The 22,238-nt window shown below is 40.2% G+C and carries 22 protein-coding genes; 10 read left to right on the top strand and 12 right to left on the bottom strand.

The features are described from left to right. Positions 1 to 22 precede the first annotated feature (22 nt). A complete protein-coding gene (locus F3059_RS00060; protein ID WP_151165889.1) occupies positions 23 to 988 on the top strand; it encodes a sodium-dependent bicarbonate transport family permease in 966 nt (321 codons plus the stop codon). Positions 989 to 1,002: 14 nt separating this feature from the next. Here F3059_RS00060 and bshC read toward each other — a convergent pair whose 3' ends face one another. Together bshC and F3059_RS00070 are read right to left on the bottom strand one after the other, a co-directional pair. Continuing rightward, on the bottom strand, positions 1,003 to 2,592 hold the full coding sequence (gene bshC, locus F3059_RS00065) for a bacillithiol biosynthesis cysteine-adding enzyme BshC (RefSeq protein WP_151165890.1): 1,590 nt from the start codon (positions 2,590 to 2,592) through the stop codon (positions 1,003 to 1,005). Positions 2,593 to 2,746: 154 nt separating this feature from the next. After that, the gene (locus F3059_RS00070; RefSeq protein WP_151165891.1) at positions 2,747 to 3,373 is read right to left on the bottom strand and encodes a hypothetical protein; all 627 of its coding nucleotides are present in this window, start codon (positions 3,371 to 3,373) and stop codon (positions 2,747 to 2,749) included. Positions 3,374 to 3,507: 134 nt separating this feature from the next. On the opposite strand from F3059_RS00070, the gene F3059_RS00075 reads away from it, so the two are divergent. Beyond that, positions 3,508 to 4,944 carry a T9SS type A sorting domain-containing protein gene (locus tag F3059_RS00075; protein ID WP_151165892.1) on the top strand — a complete coding sequence of 479 codons (1,437 nt, stop codon included), beginning with the start codon at positions 3,508 to 3,510 and terminating at the stop codon, positions 4,942 to 4,944. Positions 4,945 to 5,021: 77 nt separating this feature from the next. On the opposite strand, the gene F3059_RS00080 is transcribed toward F3059_RS00075, so the two are convergent. The 8 genes from F3059_RS00080 to F3059_RS00115 form a co-directional block, all read right to left on the bottom strand. Further along, complete coding sequence (locus tag F3059_RS00080) at positions 5,022 to 5,336, bottom strand: HPF/RaiA family ribosome-associated protein (RefSeq protein WP_151165893.1); 315 nt, start codon at positions 5,334 to 5,336, stop codon at positions 5,022 to 5,024. 203 nt (positions 5,337 to 5,539) lie between these two features. After that, positions 5,540 to 6,883: a T9SS type A sorting domain-containing protein gene (locus tag F3059_RS00085; RefSeq protein WP_151165894.1), complete on the bottom strand. Its 1,344-nt coding sequence runs from the start codon at positions 6,881 to 6,883 to the stop codon at positions 5,540 to 5,542. A gap of 190 nt (positions 6,884 to 7,073) precedes the next feature. After that, positions 7,074 to 7,988, bottom strand: coding sequence for a glutaminase (locus F3059_RS00090; RefSeq protein ID WP_151165895.1), 915 nt, complete (start codon positions 7,986 to 7,988; stop codon positions 7,074 to 7,076). A 109-nt stretch (positions 7,989 to 8,097) separates the two neighbouring features. Continuing rightward, positions 8,098 to 8,676, bottom strand: a complete 579-nt coding sequence (locus tag F3059_RS00095; RefSeq protein ID WP_151165896.1) for a hypothetical protein — start codon at positions 8,674 to 8,676, stop codon at positions 8,098 to 8,100. A 52-nt stretch (positions 8,677 to 8,728) separates the two neighbouring features. Continuing rightward, positions 8,729 to 9,238: a hypothetical protein gene (locus tag F3059_RS00100; RefSeq protein WP_151165897.1), complete on the bottom strand. Its 510-nt coding sequence runs from the start codon at positions 9,236 to 9,238 to the stop codon at positions 8,729 to 8,731. Between the two features lie 37 nt (positions 9,239 to 9,275). Next, positions 9,276 to 9,647, bottom strand: coding sequence for a hypothetical protein (locus F3059_RS00105; RefSeq protein ID WP_151165898.1), 372 nt, complete (start codon positions 9,645 to 9,647; stop codon positions 9,276 to 9,278). Further along, the gene (locus F3059_RS00110) at positions 9,644 to 10,063 is read right to left on the bottom strand and encodes a hypothetical protein (RefSeq protein WP_151165899.1); all 420 of its coding nucleotides are present in this window, start codon (positions 10,061 to 10,063) and stop codon (positions 9,644 to 9,646) included. The genes F3059_RS00105 and F3059_RS00110 overlap by 4 nt, the downstream gene beginning before the upstream one ends. 144 nt (positions 10,064 to 10,207) lie before the next feature. Next, positions 10,208 to 10,903 carry a hypothetical protein gene (locus F3059_RS00115; RefSeq protein WP_151165900.1) on the bottom strand — a complete coding sequence of 232 codons (696 nt, stop codon included), beginning with the start codon at positions 10,901 to 10,903 and terminating at the stop codon, positions 10,208 to 10,210. Between the two features lie 517 nt (positions 10,904 to 11,420). Between F3059_RS00115 and F3059_RS00120 the strand changes: the two genes are divergently transcribed. From F3059_RS00120 to F3059_RS00130, 4 genes are all read left to right on the top strand, one after another. Further along, on the top strand, positions 11,421 to 11,699 hold the full coding sequence (locus tag F3059_RS00120) for a DUF2089 family protein (RefSeq protein ID WP_151165901.1): 279 nt from the start codon (positions 11,421 to 11,423) through the stop codon (positions 11,697 to 11,699). Next, entirely contained in the window at positions 11,696 to 12,277 is a 582-nt protein-coding gene (locus F3059_RS13625; RefSeq protein WP_170264952.1) for a hypothetical protein, read from the top strand. Before F3059_RS00120 ends, F3059_RS13625 begins: the two co-directional genes overlap by 4 nt. Positions 12,278 to 12,293: 16 nt before the next feature. Continuing rightward, a complete protein-coding gene (locus F3059_RS00125) occupies positions 12,294 to 13,541 on the top strand; it encodes a T9SS type A sorting domain-containing protein (RefSeq protein WP_170264953.1) in 1,248 nt (415 codons plus the stop codon). Between the two features lie 201 nt (positions 13,542 to 13,742). Continuing rightward, a complete protein-coding gene (locus F3059_RS00130; RefSeq protein WP_151165903.1) occupies positions 13,743 to 14,975 on the top strand; it encodes a pyridoxal phosphate-dependent decarboxylase family protein in 1,233 nt (410 codons plus the stop codon). Between the two features lie 13 nt (positions 14,976 to 14,988). Here F3059_RS00130 and F3059_RS00135 read toward each other — a convergent pair whose 3' ends face one another. Together F3059_RS00135 and F3059_RS00140 are read right to left on the bottom strand one after the other, a co-directional pair. After that, complete coding sequence (locus tag F3059_RS00135; RefSeq protein ID WP_151165904.1) at positions 14,989 to 16,362, bottom strand: MBL fold metallo-hydrolase; 1,374 nt, start codon at positions 16,360 to 16,362, stop codon at positions 14,989 to 14,991. Positions 16,363 to 16,433: 71 nt separating this feature from the next. Next, on the bottom strand, positions 16,434 to 16,727 hold the full coding sequence (locus F3059_RS00140) for a hypothetical protein (RefSeq protein ID WP_151165905.1): 294 nt from the start codon (positions 16,725 to 16,727) through the stop codon (positions 16,434 to 16,436). Between the two features lie 108 nt (positions 16,728 to 16,835). On the opposite strand from F3059_RS00140, the gene F3059_RS00145 reads away from it, so the two are divergent. The 4 genes from F3059_RS00145 to F3059_RS00160 all read left to right on the top strand — a co-directional run bounded on the left by F3059_RS00145 (position 16,836) and on the right by F3059_RS00160 (position 22,224). Continuing rightward, complete coding sequence (locus F3059_RS00145) at positions 16,836 to 17,957, top strand: glycosyltransferase (RefSeq protein WP_151165906.1); 1,122 nt, start codon at positions 16,836 to 16,838, stop codon at positions 17,955 to 17,957. A 285-nt stretch (positions 17,958 to 18,242) separates the two neighbouring features. Further along, positions 18,243 to 20,675 (top strand): alpha-ketoacid dehydrogenase subunit alpha/beta, encoded by a 2,433-nt coding sequence (locus tag F3059_RS00150; RefSeq protein WP_151165907.1) that lies wholly within the window; start codon positions 18,243 to 18,245, stop codon positions 20,673 to 20,675. 33 nt (positions 20,676 to 20,708) lie between these two features. Next, the gene (gene murQ / locus F3059_RS00155) at positions 20,709 to 21,515 is read left to right on the top strand and encodes an N-acetylmuramic acid 6-phosphate etherase (protein ID WP_151165908.1); all 807 of its coding nucleotides are present in this window, start codon (positions 20,709 to 20,711) and stop codon (positions 21,513 to 21,515) included. A 1-nt stretch (position 21,516) separates the two neighbouring features. Next, positions 21,517 to 22,224, top strand: coding sequence for an LOG family protein (locus tag F3059_RS00160; RefSeq protein ID WP_151165909.1), 708 nt, complete (start codon positions 21,517 to 21,519; stop codon positions 22,222 to 22,224). The last annotated feature ends 14 nt before the right edge of the window (positions 22,225 to 22,238 follow it).

Below are 22,238 nucleotides of genomic sequence, written 5' to 3' on the forward strand. Positions count from 1 at the left end.
CAATAAACTAAACTATTTTAGAATGACCGGATTATTTGAGAATTTGACAAACCCTGCACTGCTCTTTTTTATTCTGGGTGTTGTGGCTTCACAAATCAAAAATGATCTCAGTATTCCGGAGAATTCTTCTAAGTTCATCTCTATCTATCTCTTGCTTTCTATTGGTTTTAAAGGTGGAAACGAATTGTCGCACAGTGATGCCGGTGGTGAAATCTACTGGAGTTTGTTGCTGGGGATTTTCCTGGCGGCTGTAGTTCCAGTTTTCACTTACTTTATTCTGAGGCGTAAGCTCAACACAGAAAATTCCGGGGCTGTTGCAGCAGCCTATGGATCTGTAAGTGCTGTGACGTTTGTAACGGCCATCTCATTTCTCGAGTTTAAAACAGCAACTTTTGGCGGACACATGATTGCTGTAATGGCTCTGATGGAAGCTCCAGCAATTGTAGTGGGAATCATGCTCATCAACACGTTTAGAGACTCAAAGGATAAAGATGATAAAATATCTTTTGGAGGTGTTCTCAAGCATTCACTCAACAACGCCAGCGTATACCTCATCATAGGAAGTTTGATCATCGGGTACCTGGCTAGCGATCAACAGGCTGAAGGTATCAAGCCTTTCACAACTGATATCTTCAAAGGCTTCCTCTCTGTATTTCTACTCGATATGGGAATTAGGAGTGGCCGTCATTTAGGCGGAATAAAAGAAAACAGTTGGTTCCTCCTGCTATTTGGTATTTTCATTCCGTTCGTGAACGGAACTGCGGCTCTTTTGCTCGCCTCATTGATAACCGAGTCTGTGGGTAACATACTACTCTTTGCTATTCTTGGAGCAAGTGCTTCTTATATCGCGGTTCCGGCAGCAATGAAAAACGCAGTACCAAAGGCCAATCCGGGGATTTACTTGCCGATGGCATTAGGAATCACCTTCCCAGTCAATGTCATTATCGGAATTCCATTCTACTTTTATTTGATTGAGAAGATTCTCTGAGAGTTTTAACAGTTTTAGCTCCTCACAACCGTCAGCTCAAAACACATGGGGTCGAGATGGTTCTGAACGTCACTGATCACAGAAATACCGTGTTCACAAATGAGTTGCGTCACGTTCACAATTCGCTCCTGAAAAATGCCGTTGGGTTCAATCTCCGCTTTAAGATCATCGATACGCTGCATGAGCACGTCATTGTTGCGTTTCTCAGCACGTAGTAGTTTCTTTTCCAGATTATTGATGTAGTGCAAATGCTTTACTTCGGCTGCCTCAGCACTATCGCGTAAAGTTGGATCAGCCTGTTGCATACGCTCTCTTATTCGGTCAAAAATTGCACTCAAATCCTGTCGCTCGCGCTGAAAACTCAGTATTTCACGCGTTGCCTGTTTCACGACTTTTTTAGCCAGATCGTGATAAGGTTGAAAAATCTCAAAAGTCTCTAGCTCCAATTGATGCTGCTTCTTTTGCGCTCTTTCGTTCAGAACCAGAACCGAATTCCGCAACAAGACCATTGGGTAGAAAACGTCATAGGCATCAAAAGCGCGTTTGAGCTCAAGCCAATATGCCACCTCAGCTCCACCACCTATGTAAGCGAGATTGGGCAAAATGGTTTCCTGATACATCGGTCGTAAAGCCACATTCGGACTAAACCGCTCAGGATGATTTTCCAATTCCTTGAGAATTTCTTCCTCTGAAAAACTAATCTCAGTATTCAGAATCGTAAATTGATCGCCTCCAGGTACAATGCGCTCTCGCAAGCCATTTTTGAGGTAAAACAAGTTGATTTCACGTGGAGTAACCTGTTTTTTGTATCCCAGTTTTTCGAGATCATCAGCCGCATCTTCGATCAGCGAATTGGCTTTTTGCTCGAGAATATCACGCTTCATTATCGGGATGAAAGCTTGCTTTAAATCTGCATCATCCCCATCAACTATGATGAGTCCGCTATCTCCAAACAAAGAATCAACAATATGATGCGTAGCCTGTGCTACAGTTGGTTTTTCATATGCTTCTTCAAGTATTTTGTACCAGTCAGATCCTCCGTTAAGCCTGCTCGTGTCTTTTTTCAGCGTTTCGAGTACATCAGCAATGCCATCAGTACTGAAGCGTCCAACAGCACCTTTTTCGTTGCTTTGCCAGGAGTATTTCTTACCAAAAACGGTGGTGTGATTAACTTCATCAAAGTCGTGATCTTCACTCGCCATCCAGTAAACGGGCACAAAGTTGTAATTGGGATGTTTTTCTTTGAGTTGTTGAGTAAGGTTGATGGTGCTCAAAATCTTCCAAATGAAATAGAGCGGACCAGTAAAAAGGTTGAGCTGGTGACCGGTAACCACGGTAAAGGTATTTTCATCGCGGAGTAGACGGATGTTCGCTAGAGCAGGGCTCTGACCGTTACCTGCTTCAATGTATTGTTTTTCCAGTGAAGTAGCAAGCAGTTCGCGGTTAACACTTACCGACTTACGATCCTCAATCAGTTTTTCAAATGACTCAATTTCAGGCTCATACTGGTAGAAATTAGAGAGTGATTTTTGTTGATCGAGGTAATCGCGAGTGAGCTGATTCAACATTCCCGCGACATCGTAGCGAATACATTCACTGGTCATATTAGTTGTTCGTGTTTCGTTAATTGCTGATTATCTGCAGATTAAAAAACTCAATTTTTATCCACCGACAATTCAACTGAGCAAAATTAATAGAATTAAGCGGCTTCGCCTTTCAGCAGAATGTATTAACGCACTTTTAAGAAGATGGTTTATCTCATTTAGTTTTGTACTTAGTCAGATCCCATATTTCAGCTCCGAATTGTGAGTTGTAAATCACTTTACGTACAATTCCCACAGAAGGAACAAAATAAAAGTCCCGGTCATAGTCAAATACATCCTCGTATTGTTGAGATGCCAAAACAGTCATTTTTTCAACATCGTAATAAAATGTGCCGGCAATTTCAAGACTGTCATACGTTTGGCCTACAATTAGACCATTGAAATCATAGCCTTTTTCTTTGTCAACTATGTAGATTGGCTGGCCATTTTCTCCCCAGTTCCCTCCACCATTGTATTTCATGTGATTAGACCATAGATAATGATTGAAGGTATCCCCTTGCGTTACGTTATGAAATTTGAGTTTAATGAACTCATTTCTGGAACAGCTGCCCATACATGTAGAGGTGTAGCCATTTTCTGAATTCGTTAAAACTACGCTGTCAATATGTGAACTGTCTTTTTTATAAATCCAGTACGATCCCTCATTAAAGGAAAAGTTGCTTTTTAGGCTCTCATTCATTTGAGAAAAACGAATATTGGACTCCTCTTCTTCTTCCTTTTTACATGATGAAAAAACAAATGCGATTAGAATAATCAGGATGGTTTTGGAATTTAAAATCATTTTTAATGGGTGATTAATTTGGGTAAAATTACTGACTATGATCCAGAACTTCAAATAATCAACCCTCATAGCAAACTATACAAAGGACCGATAGCGTTTTTCATATATATTTACTCACAAATCAAGAACTTATTATGTTAAAAACACATCTAACACTCGCTTTTGTTATTTTATCCTTTTCACTCATATCACAGGTAACTGTCAACCCCGTATTGGATACTCAAAAGTTAGCAATTTTACCTTTTGATTACGCTCAGGATGGTACAGAAATCCCCCAATCAGATATTGAAACCGGCTTTTTTACTTCTTCAAACTCGATGAAAGCTTTCTACGAAGAAGCTTCTTACGGTAAAATGACAATTGACGGAACCGTTTATCCTTACAGGACGAACCAACCACCATTATTTGGTACAGGTTACACAAATTGCTATCCGGTAGATTCGGTTATCGCCAATCAGCCCGATGTAGATTACAGTATTATCGATAACATCATTCTATTCGCTCATGATACCGTAAGTGGCAAATCATGTGGTGCGGGAAACAGTTCATCAGAAAAACTTCCTTTCACTACTCCTGATGGTCAGCTAGAGTTTAGAAGGAGTGGATTTAGAACTGAATTTTATTTTCCGAACGACTTTTCAAATACAACGAGTAGCACAATTGCACATGAATTGATGCACAGCTTTGGAAATGGCTTTCATTCTAATTCTTACGTAAAGGAAAACGGTGAGTGGAAAGTTCAGGGATACGGTAATGTATTCGATATCCTTGGATTGAGATCACAGGCGAGTCACCCATGCAGTATGTTGAAACACAAACTTGGATGGCTTACAGATAATGAAATTGAAACGGTTGTAGAATCAGATACTTTTAGGATTTATGCCCTGGAACAAACCTTGCCCGGACAAACTCAAAGCTTGATCATTGAGCTTCCTAACCAGGTGGATCTCCAGCCTAATGATACATTTAAATTTGACCGATTGTACCTCGAATACAGAGGTCTTACAGGATTTGATTCTCGAACGGCTCTCCAGAGAAGAGTTAGACTCAAAGACAACACCTATTACCCGAATGATAATCCACACGGACTGTCAGTAATTGGCGTTGACTGTGAATCAATGGGCGAATGCTTACCGATGCTCATCGACATGCACCCTGATCCAATAGGTGGAATTGGTGCCAGTTATTTTCCGCACGAAGCATCAGATGCTCCACTAAAATTGAACGAGACATATGATGTTGAAAATAATCAGATCTCAATGGAAGTGGTTAACGTGAGCGAAGGGAATTACATCGATGTGTACATCTCGATGCCATCTAATACAGGCACAGAAACTGTAAAGTCAAACGATATCAAGGTGTACCCTACACCTGTTAAGAACATTCTCAATATTGAAGGTCACGAAGGTCGTGTATCTGTTGATGTTTATGATATGTACGGCAAGCTCATTCTTTCTGAAATAACGAGCAAGACCTTAGATGTAAGTGATCTCGCTAGTGGTATGTACATCCTTGTGATGAAAGACTTAACAACAAACGAGCAGACACAAAAACGCATAATCAAGAACTAATAGAACAAAAGAAAGCACTATAATGAGAATTCTCGTTATAGTGCTTTTGTTTTTTGGTAATCAATTCAACGAGATATTTATTGATCTCTCATTTTACCTAATGCAGATTTCAATGTTGCCTTCATTTTGTCTACCGCTTCATCGAGTGCAACTTCCTTAGAGCTGTTTTTGCTCTCAACAAACATGGGCTTCATCCCTTCTACTCTTGCTTCAATTTTACACTGAATATCATTTTCACCACCTTTATCAGCATTCACATCAGAAAGATGAACTTCAACACGGGTTATTCTATCGTCAAAGTGCTTTAACTCGTGATTAATTTTTTCTGAAACACCTTTTTCAAGTGCCTCAGAACCCTGAATATTCTTGTCTGTATTGAGTTGTATCTTCATTGTATTTTTATTTATTTGTGATTTATTCTATTTCTGATTGGATAAAAATCAATTTTGTTGCTAATTTAAAAACTCCATTAAAGTACTCAAGAGCACTTTAATGGTCAGAGCCTGAAAGACACTATAAATACGAGTTTTTATACTTCAAAGTTCAACAGTAACACCTTATTTGCAAACTCACTGAAGTACTGAAGCGTACAAGTTTAATTTACTAATACTTTCTTAGTAGTTGTACCCTCCTTCAAATCTATTTTGAAGAAGTATAGTTGAGGATCTAAATCAATTTCAAGACGATTAATCCCCTTTCTCAGAGTTATATTCTCACGTGAAATTTGACCCAGGGAGTTTGTCATAGTCAACACACCTGCTTTAGGACTTTCTATAAACACGTATCCTGACGATGGATTTGGATAGACTTTTATCTGACCATCGCTTATTGAATTCTTATCGATGGCTACTGGAACATCGTTTTCCTGAATGGATAAATCTGCAGACCAAATAATATCAGGTGAACCATCATTATTCATGTCACTGGAATGTACTGAGCTTATAGTAGTTGAGGCATCGTGAATAAGAGCTGGATCATCAAAATTCCCAGTACCATCATTCGAGTATAGATAAAGATTAAAGTCTTTAATCAACACAATATCCAGATCACCATCATTATCAAAATCATTCAGCGTACCAGACCTAATATTAACTGCTGAGCTATCAATAATTTGCAGATTAGAAAAATTACCATTCCCGTCATTTTCCATCAATCTGGCACCACTGGAGTTATTGTCCTCACTGAATAAATCTACATGGCCATCATTGTCTAAATCATCTAATCGAACAAAGAGATTAAACGAACTAGGAATTTGAGCGCTTCTGACAGAATCATAACTTATTGCACCATTGTTATTTTTATACACAGATATATTTGCACCGCCAGTAACAACATCTTCAAAACCATCAGAATCGATATCACTTATAGAAATATCAAAAAAATCCTCTATTGGTCCAGATATTGTTTGAGAAGTAAAATTTGCCAATCCGTCATTGTAATACACTTTAAATGTAGTACCGCCAATCGCAACAATGTCTAAATCATTGTCATTATCAATATCAGACACACCGATGTCACTTTCAAAAAAAGGAAATGAATCTATCACCTGTGGTGAAAATGATAAAGAGTTATTTTGATATAAAGTCACTGAATTTGTAGCATCACCAATACTTACAATATCCAGCCAGTTATCGTTATTAAAATCACCAACTGCAAAATTTGTAATTTGACTATTGCCACCTGCAATTGTAGTCTCCTGGCCAAAATCAAAATCGTCCTGATTTAAATAATAAGAAATAAGACTATTAGCAGAAAACTTCTTTGTTACTAATATATCCTGCAAACTATCATTATTAATATCTGCCGTGGTAATATTTGTTATTAACCCGGTATTTGATTCAATTAAAGTTGGAGGTGTAAATTGTCCATATAAGTTTGATCTAAAAAGCAGTAAAACTGAAATCAGTGTTAAAGAGGCTAATACTTTAGTCGTTTTCATTGTTTCTGGACCTTAATATAATATGATATTACTCAGCTAAGAAATGTTGATTTAAGAGTACATTCCGATAATCTTGTGACAAAGGTAGACACAAAGAATATATGATGCCAGCACATTTCATAAGCTTAGAGAATCCTACAGTAAGTAGAGCTCATAATAGCTTACGGCTACCTGATCGAATATATAGTTTTTAAAAAAGAGACAGTTCAGAACCGGTTGTAAATTCTTCCAAAAACCTCATTCCCTTATACGAATTCCCTTTTTTATTCAATTTCGGACTCCAAACCGCAATGGAGTATTGATCAGGATGTACTGCTATTATACCTCCTCCAACTCCGCTTTTGCCAGGCAGACCTACCTTAAACGCAAACTCTCCCGACTCATCATAAAAGCCACAGGTTTGCATTAAAGCATTTACTCTTTTTGACTGTCTTTCGTTCAGCACTTCCCTGTTACTTTTAGGGTCGATTCCGTCATTCGCTAAAAACAGGAACAACTCCGATAGATCTCTGCAGCTCATCTCCAACGAACATATATCGTAATAAAAATCGAGCACATCTGCAGGTTCATTTTCAATCTTGCCGAAAGACTTGATGTAATTGCACAAGGCTATATTTCTGTATCCTACGTCCTTTTCTGATTGAGCTATCTTTTTCGAGTAATCGACAGAATCATTATTAGAAATAGACCTTACAAAATTGATGAAGTCATCCTGTGGGTTCTCTAAGTTACTCAAAAGAATATCTGTAACCACCAGAGCACCGGCATTTAGAAACGGATTCCGCGGAATACCCTGATCGGCTTCGAGTTGAAAAAGTGAATTGAAGGCCGTCCCCGATGGCTCTACGCCAACTCTGTTCCATATTTCAAAATCGAGAATACGGTAAGCCAGGATCAACGAAAGTACCTTTGAGATACTTTGAATAGAAAACTTTTCTTCAAAATCACCCGCTCCAAAACTTCCACCGTTAATCGTGGAAATATGTACACCAAACTTTGAAGGATCAACTTTCGACAACTCCGGAATATAAGATGCCGTTTCGCCCTTTCCCTCTAAATTCTCAACTTCCCGGTAAACATCAATTATTAAGTCTTCAAAATTCATTTGGTAAAATTAATTGTACTCAGTGGTTTAGCAAACGAAACCACAGGTTGATACTGTAGTACAATAATGACTGTACTTTGTTTTAGTAGTTAGTTATTTGCAATAGTTTTTATTCTTTGTAGCGTGTTTCTTTTTGGAGTAGCCATCTATTATTTTTCATAATAAAATGCCTTTGAGTTACTGTTCCCTCATAATTTTCATAAATTATTTCCTTCTCAATCATTTCTTTTTTGCCCGTTGATATTTCTAATACTCTTTCAAGTCTGTCAAAATGAGTTAAGTCATAATACCAATATTCAACTCTATTATCCAAAGGGTAATGAAATTCAGTATAATGTGAATTGGCATAGAAACCATTGTATTTATGAAATGAAAAAGAAGAGTCTGATTTAGTAAATTTCAGTGATTGGTATATTGAGTCTTCAAACATTTCTAAAAATTGAATTAAGTGCCCACTTTCAGAATATTCAAATAATAAAAATCTATTATTTTGAAATTCAACATTTACACGAGACATTCCTTTTACTTTGTATTTCGAATTGAGACTGTCCGCTTTCTGTTTAAATTTAAATATTGAAAATACAGAATCACGGTCAGGGTAGTTGTGTTCTTCCATATGTAAAAACACATCCTGTGCTATTAGTGAATTAGTGAAAAACATCAGCATGAAAATCAGCAACTTATTCATTTTAAAGTCTTATTGATTAACATTAGCAAATGAGTATTGATATGACCTGTATTTATTCAATTCTGTATTCTTTCATTTTGTCTAAATGCTGATTGAGTTCTGTTTGCGGTTTCAGTGTACTGTCTTTCGGTTGTGTTTTTGAAAAATCCTCTCCTGAACACAACTTATCAACGTCAAGCCTAAAGTCATAATGTCCATTTTGTACTTCAATAAAAGGAAAGTCAACATTTTCGCCTTTCAGCGACTTTGTTATCAACAAGTCTAATTCTAAAGAGTAATCTGAAAGACTTGTATTAACGTAGTTCACTAATCCATTATTCAAGCCAATTTCTACAGCTATAAAATTTGAAACCACTTTTTCATTACAGATTCCTTCGAATACTTTGTTTGTCATGAGTTTTTGGTATAAAAAAGAATAAACTTCGGGAGGCGCTTCAAGTCCGTAATGCAAATACATTTCTTTTTCAGTCATATCATCAGGATTTAAACCACTTGGGTTTTTACTATCTGCTGAACATGACATCAGAATTATTAAAATGAATATGGTTTTAAATTTTTTCATACCTCCCAGGCTAAAAAACGAGAAAACTCTCGATGCACTAAGGAATTAAACTTATTTCATTTTCATTCAGGTACTCATAAAACTCATCTCTTTCCTCGAAAGCTTTTACTTCACCATCTGCTTTATCTAAAATATAAAAAGACAATGACTCACTTTGCATATTTAGATCGACTTTAGCTGTGACATACTTGAATCCATTATTATATGAAACAATATGAGAAGGTATAACTATAGGTCCATTGTCACTTCCATCATTAGACTTAATAATACAAGTTGGAGCATCTGGGATGTATTTATATCCATGCCCTAAATCAACTCCAATATTCCAATTGCATGATTGTATGAATACAACTATGAATGCTGGTATAACTATTTTAATCAAACGTTTTTTGAAACAGCTTATACTCATTTAAAATTCATTTTTAATCTTGATATTAAAGCCCTTCCTTCAAGATATGAACTCAACGACCAGCTAAAAACTAGAAGAAAAGCGATGAGGGCAATTGCTATTTGAACTACTCTTTCATTTACATGAAAGCCACATATGGTAAAACCTAAAATTGAACAGAAAGTTATAACATAAAATAATTTGCTAGGATGTGTAGTAATTGACAATTCCCCCTTCTCTATATTGTAAGTTCCGCTAACCTTTGTATAGCTAATCACCAGTTTATTAAGCTGAGCCAAACGAGTATATTCACCTTTTATAACCCCATCTTCTATTTGTCCTTCAAAGCATTTCCTTAATTTATGATCACTTTTAAAACTATTCAATAATAGTCTTAGCTTTTCTGGTTCAGTTTTAAGAGTGAATTTATTCCTCATATCAATTAAGTTGCATCAAATGTTTAGCATCTTAAAAATGTAATCTTTTCTAAACTCTGCCAACTATAACAAATCAGCTACGTAGAACGAACCTAGCGATTAGCCCCATATTTTTCTTAGTTGCTGTTGTGCAATCATGCTTATTTATTTTAATCCATAGTATCCTAAAATAACATCCCATCCGGTTCCTTTAGGTATCTGAATTATGTTCATTGAGTTATTTGGTTTTATTGTTTCTGTTAAAACGTGTTCCGGCAATTTATGGTTTTTAGAGTTGACGTGAAACATGTAGACCATTCCTCCAATGATGAAAACATTTGCACGATGTCCTGACTTAGTTCTAATTTGTCTTGGATGAACAATAAGATCTTTAGGCATGGATTTGTCGTTAACATAAGTCATGAAGAAAATCGGATAGTCGTCTACTTCTCCTGGATTCCCATCATAAATCATCTTTCTTATTATTTCTTCATGAGGTCCAAGCTTTATGTCGCTAAAGAATGGTCTCGAAGATATACTAGACCTCCACAATATTGATAAAAGGAAAATCTTGAATTTAAGATATGAAATGTTTTGGCAAGTCGTAAAATGCACACCGTGTTGATTTTTGAAGTTTTCACAAACGGGATTTTCATTTTCTGGAAGGCGTCCACCGTAAATTGCTTTTCTTGCGTAATCTTCATATTTGCTACCAAGTAGGGTATTGTCACAATCAGCACATAAAATTCCTCCCTCATATTCACCTGTTGAGGGTTTCTTAGTATAGCCTTCTCCCTTTGCTCTTTCATGTGGTGAAAATACTCTAATCTTATGTTTATCGTCATAGAGATCTCGATACATGAAGTCTGGAATTATATGAGACTTCTTAATTAAGGTTTTATTTTCCTTACAAAGATTACAAGTCATTGGTTTCGTATGTTGCACAACTACCTTATATCCCCACAAAAAATAATCTCACCCCTCAATTTCAAAGGTAATAAACCAACTTTTAGTAGAGTTTCATTCTTCGACTATTACCGTTTTCATAATTACTAAATTTTCTTTTAACTACCAATACCTCCTTTTAATATGTTAAAAAGATCAGGTAAACTCAACAAGTCTATAAATCACCAGGCTTACTAACTTTCTAATCTCAACACTCATAATTCATCATCCATAATCAAAACTTAAAAACTCCCTCCTACTTCGACTTCGTCCTTCGGCTCCGCATTTCGACTTCTCTCAATGCACCGCTCAGGACAGTGCTCAGCATTCGGGTATTAAAACTCAACAAACCAATAAACTTTAAACACAAAAAAATAAACTTTATTAAGTTTTAAATTAATTTTATTTAATTTTGACGCAATATAATTAACAAATGAGCAAAAAACGTCAATTACCAGTCAAGTGCCCCAGTTGTGCAAAACCGCTGGAAGTAAAGCGATTGCGTTGCGAAAACTGCGAGACAGAAGTGGATGGCTCTTACCCGTTACCTGCCATTTTACACCTGTCAAAGGAAGATCAGGAGTTCATCCTGGAGTTCGTCAAAAACAGCGGCAGCCTCAAGAAAATGGCGCAGCACATGAACCGCTCTTATCCACTCGTGCGCAACCGATTAGATGAAGTCATCGAAAACCTCAAAAAACTCGAACAATGAAAAAACTATTAAGACCATTCGATTTTATTGCCGGGCAAACGGCCGTTATCTCCGGAATCATTTTCGCCATCCTGGGCGGAGTATTGGCCCACTACCTCTCAATTCACTTTAACGGATTGTTCAACCTCAAATACATACAACCACAAACATTTCCCTTCAGCCAAATTGCCGAGTCTGTCTTTGTTGTACTCGTCCTGGCAACAATCGAATTTCTCATTGTACGCCTGTTTTTCAAGCGCCCAACTCGCTGGATCGATTACTTTGGCACCTCACTCCTGGCCAGAATACCCATCTACATCATGGCCGGTTTGTTCCCCGCTTTTGGGCTGAGTGAAGAGTATTTTGTCAACATGCTCAATGAACTCTCAACTAATGGTCAGATCCCGGACACCTCAAACCTCCTCATCTTCTCGCTTATCAGTCTGCCACTCCTCGTCTATTCCGTTTACCTCTACTATCACGCCTTTGCTGTTAGTGGCGGAATCAAAGGAGCAAAAGCAGTTATTTCATTCATCGCAGCAATCATCCTTTCTGAAATCATCATCTACCTCACATTCCCAGCCCTATTCTATGTTTAATCCAACAATTAAAAACATGAAAAAGCAATCAATCCTTTTACTCGCATTCCTTTTACTGAGCTACATTTCAATCGCTCAAACAGCAGAAAATATCACCTTCATGCACGAAGGGAAAACCATCTACGGAACCTTCACAAAACCCTCGACTGGATCTGACCACCCAACCATTATCATCAATCCGGGGAGTGGCGCCAACGACCGTGACGGAACCATCCCGATGGTTGGCGGCAATATCGCCTGCCTATATCCAAACTTGCTAAACGATACCTTAAAGCCCTATGCGCAGCTCGGTGAAGCACTCGTAGATTCTGGATATGCCGTATTGCGGTACGATAAAGTAGAATACACCTACAGTTCATCACTTGGAGAAGTGACTTTCGAAAAACTTTGGTTGCCCGTCAACAGCGCCATCAACTACCTTAAAACACGCAGCGATGTAGACACCAACAACATCGTACTCATCGGGCACAGCGAAGGATCATCACTCATCTCCTACATCGCCAAAAAACGAACCGATGTCAAAGCACTCATCTCAGTTGCCGGTCCGCGCACTCCATTCGATTCGCTACTCGCTTATCAAGTCGTGCACTTTGCCGATACGTGCAACGGGAACGTCAATCAGGCAGTAATGCAGTCCAACCAAATTCTGCAGTATTTCAACACGGTCAGAACCAATAGCTGGGATTCTACCACTCCGCCATTTGCCGGTGTTCCCGCATCAGAGTGGTACAAGTATATTCAGATCACAGACTCCGTAGCGATCAATTACAACCAGGCTAATCTGCCGACACTTTTCCTCGGCTTAGAACGGGATCTAAACGTACCCAACGAAGAACTCACACGATTTGAAAACGAAGTGACTATCACCAACGACTTTTGGATGATTCCCAACCTCAACCACTACATGACAACTTACAGCAGCCCTGATGTTTCCCAGGCTCTGACCGATACCATTATTCACTGGTTGAGAAAAAACGTATTGATATCAGCAGTTTCATCTACCGAAAAACAATTTCACAACTTCCAGCTCTACCCCAATCCTTTCCAGTCGGGCTTCACCATCAAAATTGACCAGGCTCACGATAGCAATTGGAATCTGACTATCAAAAGTATCACGGGAAATGAAATCCTGAACAAAACGCTGAAAAGTGATGGAAACAGAATATCACAAAACCTCCAACTACCAAATTTAACGAGTGGAGTGTATTTTGTGAGTCTTCAAAACGAAAAACAACAGGTCACAAAACGGATTGTGAAGCTATAATTTTCAATTTATCTTATTAATAATAGTCACGAAGGTACTAAGGCACAAGGTCTTACTTCGTTCTCTTTGCGTCTTTGCGACTCTGCGTGAAATACCATCTCTTACCAAAAACTCAACAACCCCAAACCTGACAAAACTCATTATTCAACCCTTTTCATTGTCTTATTTTTGTCGCCCAATCAGAAATTTGGACAATTCATTATGAGCAAGATTTGGAAAAAAAGGTCACAGGAAGAGATCAAGTCTGTCGTTTTCAAGGCACTTGAAGACAACGTCAACTTCAGCGAGCAAAACATACTGGGTATTCCTGCATCGTACCTCGATGACAAGGTTTTCAACCAGGACGCTTCATTCGTGAAAGACGCTCCTTTTATTTCCACACTCATTCAGAACCCAAACCATATCGGTTGTCATACACTCGGCTCTTCCGAGTCATTTTTCAAAGGCACTCAACAAATTGAAAAAGAACTGATCGATATCTGCGGAACGGATATCCTGAAAGGTGAAACAGGTGAGTATGACGGTTACGTGGCATCGGGCGGAACTGAAGCCAACATCCAGGCAATGTGGATTTACCGCAACTATTTCATGCAGGAGCGCGGAGCTTCACGAGAGGAAATCGCCATCATTGCCAGTGCTGACACGCATTACTCTGTCGATAAAGCCGGCAACCTGCTGGCTCTGACCGTGAAAAAAACACCAGTCAATGAAAGCCGCCAAATCGAGCACGACTCACTGCGGAAAACGTTAAAAGAAGCTCAAAACGAAGGTTTTAAACACTTTATCGTTATCAGCAATATGATGACCACAATGTTTGGCTCTGTTGACGACATCAACGTTTACACCGATGTTTTAACTGAGTTGAACTGCGATTTCAAACTCCACGTTGACGGGGCTTATGGCGGATTTTACTACCCTTTCACCAACAAAAACGAAGACCTCACTTTTCAAAATTCGCACATTTCATCCTTCACGCTCGATGCCCACAAAATGGCTCAGGCGCCTTACGGAACTGGAATTTTCATCATCAGGAAAGGCATGATTCACTTTGCCAACACCAAGGAAGCCAGTTACGTGGAAGGCGAAGATTATACGCTAATCGGAAGCAGATCAGGCGCTAACGCGGTTGCCGTGTGGATGATTCTGACCAAAAACGGTCCGTACGGCTGGCACGAAAAAGTTTTCATCCTCCAAAAACGAACCGGCTGGATGTGTGATAAATTAACCGAACTAGGCATCGAATATTACCGCCACGAATACTCGAATATCGTAACCATCAAGAGCGAATTCATCGAAGAAGAAACTGCTCAAAAATTTGGATTAGTACCTGACAATCACGCCAATCCAAACTGGTACAAAATTGTGATCATGGAACACGTAACCATCGAAAAATTGAGCCTGCTGGTTGAGGACATCAAAAGTCACATGAATTAGTGTTTTGTTTCGGTCAGAGCCTGTATGTCAGGCCCATTTTGGTTTCCTCAGCATCAAGGTTCAACGTGTCTTTTAGTTTCAACGCGAGGCAGTGTGAAGCCATTGGCTCACCGTGATTGAGAAATACCTTTTTAGGTCGTTTTTCAAACTGGCCTACCCAATCGAGTAAATCGGTTTGATCTCCATGAGCTGAGAGCGTATTGAGATGCTCAACTTTTGCTTTCAACTGGTACCAGTCACCAAAAAATTTAAGTTCTTTTTCGCCATTCATGAGCGACCTTCCGCGAGTTCCCTCAGCCTGGAAACCGGCAAGCAATATCGTATTATTTGGATTTCCCATGTGCTTTTGGAGGTAATACAAAATTCGACCACCTGTGATCATTCCGCTACCCGCCAAAACGATTTTCGGTTTTTTATCCTGAATAATCATTTGCGAACGATAATAATCTTCAATCATCGTGCATTCATCCTGCATCATTTGCACATCTTCATTGCTCAGCAAGTGCCAATCGGGAAAGCGGTAAAAGACCTCCGTTGCACTCTTCGCCATCGGGCTATCGAGATAAAACGGAATACGCGGAATCTTCTCCTGCTGACGGAGCTTAGCAATAAAGTAAATAATCTCCTGGGCGCGCTCCACAGCAAAGGTGGGAATCATCAAAATACCTTGTCTGTCCAATGTATCGAGAATTACACGTTCCAACGCTTCAACCGGATCTTCATCAGGGTGATTGCGGTTTCCGTATGTCGATTCTAACACGATATAATCGGCTTTTTCCAACTTTTTGGGCGGATACAGTAAATGTGGTTTTTGCCTGCCTATATCACCGGAGAAGACGATCGTATCTTCTCCTAATTCCATTTCAACCATAGCCGCACCCAGAATATGTCCGGCATGATGAAACTGAAACTTGATCTCCTGATCGATGAAAACATACTCCGAATTATCGTGAATCTTAAAGAGCGGAAAAACCAACTCGGCATCCTGTCTGTCGTAAAGCGGTTTGGCCTCTTTGTGGCTCGAGTAGCCACGTTTGTTAGCATCTTCAGCTTCTTCTTCCTGGATCTTAGCACTGTCGAGCAGAATAATTTTCGCCAACTCAGCAGTAGGTGCTGTACAGTGAATTGTACCTGCAAATCCGTTTTTCACGAGAGCAGGCAACATCCCGCAGTGATCGAGATGAGCGTGTGTGAGAATGACCGCATCGATTTCTGACGGATTAATAGGGAAATCATCCCTGTTCTTCAGTCTCAGTTCTTTCAGACCCTGAAACATTCCACAATCTACCAGTACCTTTTTATTGTTGTAGCGAACCAGCGTTTTGGACCCCGTTACCGTTCCGGCCGCGCCCCAAAATTGCAGTTTAGCTCTTGTCTCTTGTTGCATGAATAATTGAAATTGATCTTCTCAAAGATGGTTAATAAAAGCTTGTGATTGCAAATTATAAGCTAAAAGTATCAAATCAATAAGTCAATTGTAACAAAAAGCAAATCCGCAAAAAAACCAGAGAGGATAAACCATACAGGAACAGAAACATCAGTCCCTTTGAGAATCTCCTGCATTTTCTCAGTCTTTGTGGCAAACAGCGTGATCAATTGAACTCCAAGAGATTGTAGCACAACGAAAAGAACAGTTTTAGCAGACAACTCAGTACTGAAAAGAGAGCTGCTTATGAAATAAAACAACCACACTCCAAAAATGCGCTGTGGAATGAGAATTAAACTGAAAAATAATTTGAATTTGGTGTTCATAGATGGAATGCTTTTATGAAAAATGGTGAACTAAAATGCACTTTTAAAATTATTCATCCAAAAAAGTAACTATCGCCACATTACCTCAAATCCCTATCTTAGCCGCCCATGAAAACTGTAGTGATAGGACCCGCCCATCCGCTTCGCGGAGGAATTGCATCCACAAATGAAGCCTTTGCCAGAGCCCTGCAAAAAGCGGGACACGATTGTACGCTCATTTCGTTTTACATGCAGTATCCCAAATTCCTGTTCCCGGGAAAAACTCAGTTTTCGTCAGATCCAAAACCTACTGACATATCAATTCATCACACCATCTCTTCTATCAATCCGCTATCCTGGTGGGCAACAGCCCGTCAAATCAAAAAGCTCAACCCCGATGTTATCTTCATCCGCTACTGGCTACCGTTTATGGCTCCGGCCCTTGGAACAATAGCGAAGTTTTTGAAAAACCGCTGTAAAATCATCGGGATTACAGATAATGTCATTCCGCACGAAGCCAGACCTGGCGATAAACAATTCACCAACTACTTCATCAATCAGTGTCACGGCTTTGTGACGTTGTCCAAAACGGTTCTGACTGAAATACAGGAATTCACACCAAAGCCGTCAATTTACCTCCCACACCCGCTCAATGAGCAATTTGGAGAGGCTGTTTCGAGAGAGGAAGCACGCGAAAAACTCAATTGGAATCAGGACAAGAAATTCGTTTTGTTTTTTGGTTTGGTCAGAGCCTACAAAGGCCTTGATCTTCTCCTCAAAGCATTTGGTGAGAGTCAGCTCAAAGAGAGTGATATCGAACTGCAAATCGTTGGCGAATTCTATGACAGTCCGGATACGTACACAGACTTAATCCAAAAACACGATCTCACCGGAAAAGTGCATATCGACAACAGATTTGTCCCTAACGAGGATGTCAAACTCTATTTCAGCGCAGCCGACCTGGTCGCTCAAACTTATCATACTGCTAGTCAAAGCGGGATTACTCAAATCGCTTACCAGTTCAACACCCCGATGCTCGTCACCAATGTTGGCGGATTAAGCGAATTTGTGCCACACGAAAAAGTTGGCTTTGTGGTTGAAAAGGATCCGACCGAAATAGCAACGGCTATAAAACGCTTCTTTGATGAAAACCTCGCTCAAAAATTCAAGCAGGGCGTTGAAGAAGAAAAAGAAAAATACCTGTGGAGCACTTTTGTGAAGAATATTGAGGAGTTTAGTGATTCACTGTAGGTTGGCGATTAGTTCAATTTGAATTTGTAGGATTGCGATGCATCGCAATCCTACAAATTGGAATAGACAAACCTCCCAACTCCCTAACCTTCCAACCTTTAATTGTCATAAATTAAAAATATCTCTAAATCAACTTTAGAACTTCTCTCAACCTTCTCCTCAACCTTGACCTCGACCTCAACACAATATTAAATACGTAATAACACTCGTTCTCAACAATCTAAAAAAAGACAGTTTTTTGTATCTTCGCGCCACTATCGTTCTCATCTAATAAGAAGACTATACATGGCAAATACAAAAAACGAAGGTGCTGAAGTGGAAGAACTCACACAGCAAGAGTTGAAAGAAGAGATACTAGCCGATTTTAAACTGGCGAATGAAAGTAGAGAGGCGAGTTTACTTGGTCGTAGAGAAGTTCTAACAGGAAAGGCCAAGTTTGGAATCTTTGGAGATGGTAAAGAAATAGCGCAAATAGCATTGGCTAAACAGTTTCAGGAAGGTGATTTCAGATCGGGATATTACCGCGATCAAACATGGATGCTCGCAGCGGGTATCATCACACTGGAATCATTTTACGCTCAATTATACGCACACGCTGATATCGAATTTGATCCGGCATCAGGTGGTCGACAAATGAATGCCCACTTTTCTACTCGTTCTCTCAACGATGACGGAACGTGGAAAGACTTAACAGCTCAAAAAAATACTTCAACTGATATAAGTCCAACAGCCGGACAAATGTCTCGCCTCCTCGGACTGGCACAAGCATCAAAAGTGTACCGTGAATCGGGAGCGCTCAAAAATGTTGATTGGACATCTAAGTTCTCGAAAAACGGACAGGAAATCGCTTTTGGTTCTATCGGTGACGCCTCAACATCTGAAGGTGTATTTTGGGAAACCCTCAATGCTGCTGGTGTTCTACAGGTTCCGATGGTGATGTCTGTTTGGGATGACGGATACGGCATTTCAGTTGAAAAGAAATACCAAACAATTAAAGAGAGCATTTCTGAAGCACTCAAAGGATTCCAACGCACTGATGACGCACCCGGATTTGAGATGCTGAACGTAAAAGCATGGGATTATGCCAACCTCTGCCTCACTTACGAAAAGGCAGCTGAGATTGCGCGCGAAAAACACATCCCAGTACTCGTTCACGTTGAAGAAGTTACACAACCACAGGGACACTCGACATCTGGTTCGCACGAGCGTTACAAGTCTAAAGAGCGTCTCGATTGGGAAAAAGAATACGATGGAATTGCTCAAATGCGCAACTGGATTCTGAAAAAAGAACTCGCAACTGAAGAAGAGCTCGATCAGATCCAAAAAGACGCCAAGAAGCGTGCCCGCGATGCTAAGAAAACAGCACTTCAGGAATTCCTCAAGCCGATAAAAGCTGAAAAAGCTGAGGCCATGAAACTGATGGAACCGGTAGTTGCAGCAAGTGCTAACAAAGCATTTTTAAACAAAGACGTCAAAGAGCTCAGCGATAACAAAGAGCCATTGCGTAAAGACATTATAGTCGTTGTAAAAAAAGTACTCCGCTCAACGAGAAATGAGCAGAGCAACGAGCGCGATCAACTTTTAAACTGGTTCAGGAATTACGACCAAACCAGCAAAGATCGTTACGACAAACACCTCTACTCTGAGAGTGACCTCGCAGCGACTAACGTCAAAACTGTTCACGCAACTTACCCTTCAGAACCGGAAATGAGAGACGGTCGCGAAATACTACGCGACAACTTCGATTACATCCTCAAAAATCGTCCTGAGGTGCTCATCTTTGGTGAAGACTCCGGGAAAATTGGTGGTGTAAACCAGGGACTTGAAGGATTACAGGAAAAATACGGAGTAGACCGCGTAACCGATACCGGAATTCGCGAAAACACGATAATCGGTCAGGGAATTGGTATGGCGATGCGCGGCTTGCGCCCAATCGCTGAAATCCAGTACCTCGATTACCTCCACTATTGCATTCAGGTACTTTCTGATGATCTGGCAACATTGCGCTACAGAAGTGCAGGTGGGCAAAAAGCGCCACTCATTGTCAGAACCAGAGGTCACCGACTCGAAGGTATTTGGCACAGTGGCTCGCCAATGGGCATGATCATCAACTCTGTTCGCGGAATACATGTTTGCACACCACGCAACATGGTTCAGGCAGCCGGAATGTACAACACACTCCTCGAAGGCGATGAACCGGGAATCGTGATCGAATCGCTCAACGGTTACAGACTCAAAGAAGCTGTACCTGAAAATGTTGGCGAATTCAAAGTTGAACTCGGCAAAATAGACGTGGTTAAAGAAGGTGAAGACGTAACAGTCGTAACTTACGGCTCAATGGTAAGAATGGCAGAAGAAGCTGCTAAAAGCCTCGCTGAAGCAGGAATCTCAGTTGAAGTGGTTGATGTACAAACACTACTGCCATTCGACCTGAATCACGAGACTGTTCAATCACTTCAAAAAACGAATCGCGTAGTATTTGTCGATGAAGATGTACCGGGTGGAGCATCAGCTTACATGATGCAACAAGTATTGACTGAGCAGGGCGGTTACTACCACCTCGATTCAGAACCGGTAACGCTTACAGCGAAAGCGCATCGCCCGGCTTACGGATCTGACGGTGATTACTTTAGCAAGCCATCAGTCGATGATATTTACGATGCCGTTTACAACCTCATGCACGAGTTCAATCCGGCAGAATATCCAACTATTTACTAAAAAGTTGAGGAGGGTTCGCCCTCCTTTTTTACGATGAGTAAAACAACCGAATCAACTTCGCACTACGATCATCTGGAAAAGATGAGCACGAGAGATTTACTCGTGAACATGAACCGTGAAGATGAAAAAGTAGCTGCTTCGGTCAGAGCCAAAATTCCTCAAATTGAAAAGCTGGTCGATCAAATTGCAGACAGAATGCTTTCAGGCGGCAGGTTGTTTTACCTGGGCGCGGGAACCAGCGGCCGACTCGGGATTTTAGATGCATCGGAATGTCCGCCAACATTTGGTGTTGATCACGGACTTGTAATCGGGTTGATTGCCGGAGGTGATGGCGCAATCAGGAAGGCTGTAGAGAAAGCTGAAGATGATGCTGAACTGGGTTGGAAAGATTTACTCGAATACGACATTTCAGAAAATGATTCTGTAGTTGGTATCGCGGCATCAGGCACAACGCCATATGTTGTTGGGGCTCTGAAACACGCCAACGAAAAAGGTATTTTAACCGGTTGCATAACCTGCAATGAAAATACACCCGTAGCAGCTGCAGCTCAATATCCCATTGAAGTAGTTGTAGGACCTGAGTTTGTCACCGGAAGCACGCGGATGAAAGCCGGGACAGCTCAAAAGATGGTTCTGAACATGATAAGCACAAGTGTCATGATTAAACTTGGTCGTGTTGAGGGAAACAAAATGGTGGATATGCAATTGAGCAACGCCAAACTCGTTGAAAGAGGAACCAAAATGGTGAGCGAAGCAACCGGACTCAGCAATGAGAAAGCAAAAAAAGAATTGTTAACTCACGGCAGTGTTCGCAAGGCTGTGCAGGCTAATAAAAAGTAACATGAGTAAAGAAGACAAAGTCAAAAAAGCATTTGAAGATAAAAGCTGGAACGAGATCAAAACAACCGACAGCTGGCAGGTCTTTAAGATGATGAGCGAAATCGTTGAAGGCTTTGAGAAAATGGGAAAGATTGGTCCGTGTGTTACTGTTTTTGGATCGGCACGTACCAAACCCGATACGCGCTACTACGAACTCGCTGAGCAAATTGCGTTCAATCTCACTCAGCAAGGCTACGGTGTCATCACAGGAGGCGGACCCGGAATCATGGAAGCAGCTAACAAAGGCGCCAATCGCGGAAAAGGAAAATCTGTTGGACTCAACATCGATCTCCCCTTTGAGCAACACTCAAATGAATACATCGACAACGACAAACTCATCAACTTTGACTATTTCTTTGTTCGCAAACTCATGTTTGTCAAGTATTCACAGGGCTTTATTGTGTTGCCCGGAGGCTTTGGAACGCTCGATGAATTATTTGAAGCTCTTACTCTTATTCAAACAAATAAGATTGGTAAATTCCCGATTATTCTCGTTGGAAAAGAATTTTGGGGCGGAATGCTCGACTGGATCAAAAACACATTACTCGAAAAGGAACACAACATCAGCGAGCCCGATATGTATATCTTTAAACTCGTTGACACAGCCGATGAAGCAATAGAAGAAATAGACAGCTTTTACTCCAAGTACCTCCTTCGTCCAAATTTCTAGATCAACAACCTTTC

It is taken from the genome of Salibacter halophilus (assembly GCF_008806325.1).
Taxonomy (GTDB): Bacteria; Bacteroidota; Bacteroidia; order Flavobacteriales_G; family Salibacteraceae; genus Salibacter; species Salibacter halophilus.

What these genes read in the sequence shown, in the direction of transcription:
- F3059_RS00060 (WP_151165889.1), top strand. Translation starts at nt 23, where the DNA reads ATGACCGGATTATTTGAGAATTTGACAAACCCTGCACTGCTCTTTTTT.
- bshC (WP_151165890.1), bottom strand. Translation starts at nt 2,592, where the DNA reads ATGACCAGTGAATGTATTCGCTACGATGTCGCGGGAATGTTGAATCAG.
- F3059_RS00070 (WP_151165891.1), bottom strand. Translation starts at nt 3,373, where the DNA reads ATGATTTTAAATTCCAAAACCATCCTGATTATTCTAATCGCATTTGTT.
- F3059_RS00075 (WP_151165892.1), top strand. Translation starts at nt 3,508, where the DNA reads ATGTTAAAAACACATCTAACACTCGCTTTTGTTATTTTATCCTTTTCA.
- F3059_RS00080 (WP_151165893.1), bottom strand. Translation starts at nt 5,336, where the DNA reads ATGAAGATACAACTCAATACAGACAAGAATATTCAGGGTTCTGAGGCA.
- F3059_RS00085 (WP_151165894.1), bottom strand. Translation starts at nt 6,883, where the DNA reads ATGAAAACGACTAAAGTATTAGCCTCTTTAACACTGATTTCAGTTTTA.
- F3059_RS00090 (WP_151165895.1), bottom strand. Translation starts at nt 7,988, where the DNA reads ATGAATTTTGAAGACTTAATAATTGATGTTTACCGGGAAGTTGAGAAT.
- F3059_RS00095 (WP_151165896.1), bottom strand. Translation starts at nt 8,676, where the DNA reads ATGAATAAGTTGCTGATTTTCATGCTGATGTTTTTCACTAATTCACTA.
- F3059_RS00100 (WP_151165897.1), bottom strand. Translation starts at nt 9,238, where the DNA reads ATGAAAAAATTTAAAACCATATTCATTTTAATAATTCTGATGTCATGT.
- F3059_RS00105 (WP_151165898.1), bottom strand. Translation starts at nt 9,647, where the DNA reads ATGAGTATAAGCTGTTTCAAAAAACGTTTGATTAAAATAGTTATACCA.
- F3059_RS00110 (WP_151165899.1), bottom strand. Translation starts at nt 10,063, where the DNA reads ATGAGGAATAAATTCACTCTTAAAACTGAACCAGAAAAGCTAAGACTA.
- F3059_RS00115 (WP_151165900.1), bottom strand. Translation starts at nt 10,903, where the DNA reads ATGTATCGAGATCTCTATGACGATAAACATAAGATTAGAGTATTTTCA.
- F3059_RS00120 (WP_151165901.1), top strand. Translation starts at nt 11,421, where the DNA reads ATGAGCAAAAAACGTCAATTACCAGTCAAGTGCCCCAGTTGTGCAAAA.
- F3059_RS13625 (WP_170264952.1), top strand. Translation starts at nt 11,696, where the DNA reads ATGAAAAAACTATTAAGACCATTCGATTTTATTGCCGGGCAAACGGCC.
- F3059_RS00125 (WP_170264953.1), top strand. Translation starts at nt 12,294, where the DNA reads ATGAAAAAGCAATCAATCCTTTTACTCGCATTCCTTTTACTGAGCTAC.
- F3059_RS00130 (WP_151165903.1), top strand. Translation starts at nt 13,743, where the DNA reads ATGAGCAAGATTTGGAAAAAAAGGTCACAGGAAGAGATCAAGTCTGTC.
- F3059_RS00135 (WP_151165904.1), bottom strand. Translation starts at nt 16,362, where the DNA reads ATGCAACAAGAGACAAGAGCTAAACTGCAATTTTGGGGCGCGGCCGGA.
- F3059_RS00140 (WP_151165905.1), bottom strand. Translation starts at nt 16,727, where the DNA reads ATGAACACCAAATTCAAATTATTTTTCAGTTTAATTCTCATTCCACAG.
- F3059_RS00145 (WP_151165906.1), top strand. Translation starts at nt 16,836, where the DNA reads ATGAAAACTGTAGTGATAGGACCCGCCCATCCGCTTCGCGGAGGAATT.
- F3059_RS00150 (WP_151165907.1), top strand. Translation starts at nt 18,243, where the DNA reads ATGGCAAATACAAAAAACGAAGGTGCTGAAGTGGAAGAACTCACACAG.
- murQ (WP_151165908.1), top strand. Translation starts at nt 20,709, where the DNA reads ATGAGTAAAACAACCGAATCAACTTCGCACTACGATCATCTGGAAAAG.
- F3059_RS00160 (WP_151165909.1), top strand. Translation starts at nt 21,517, where the DNA reads ATGAGTAAAGAAGACAAAGTCAAAAAAGCATTTGAAGATAAAAGCTGG.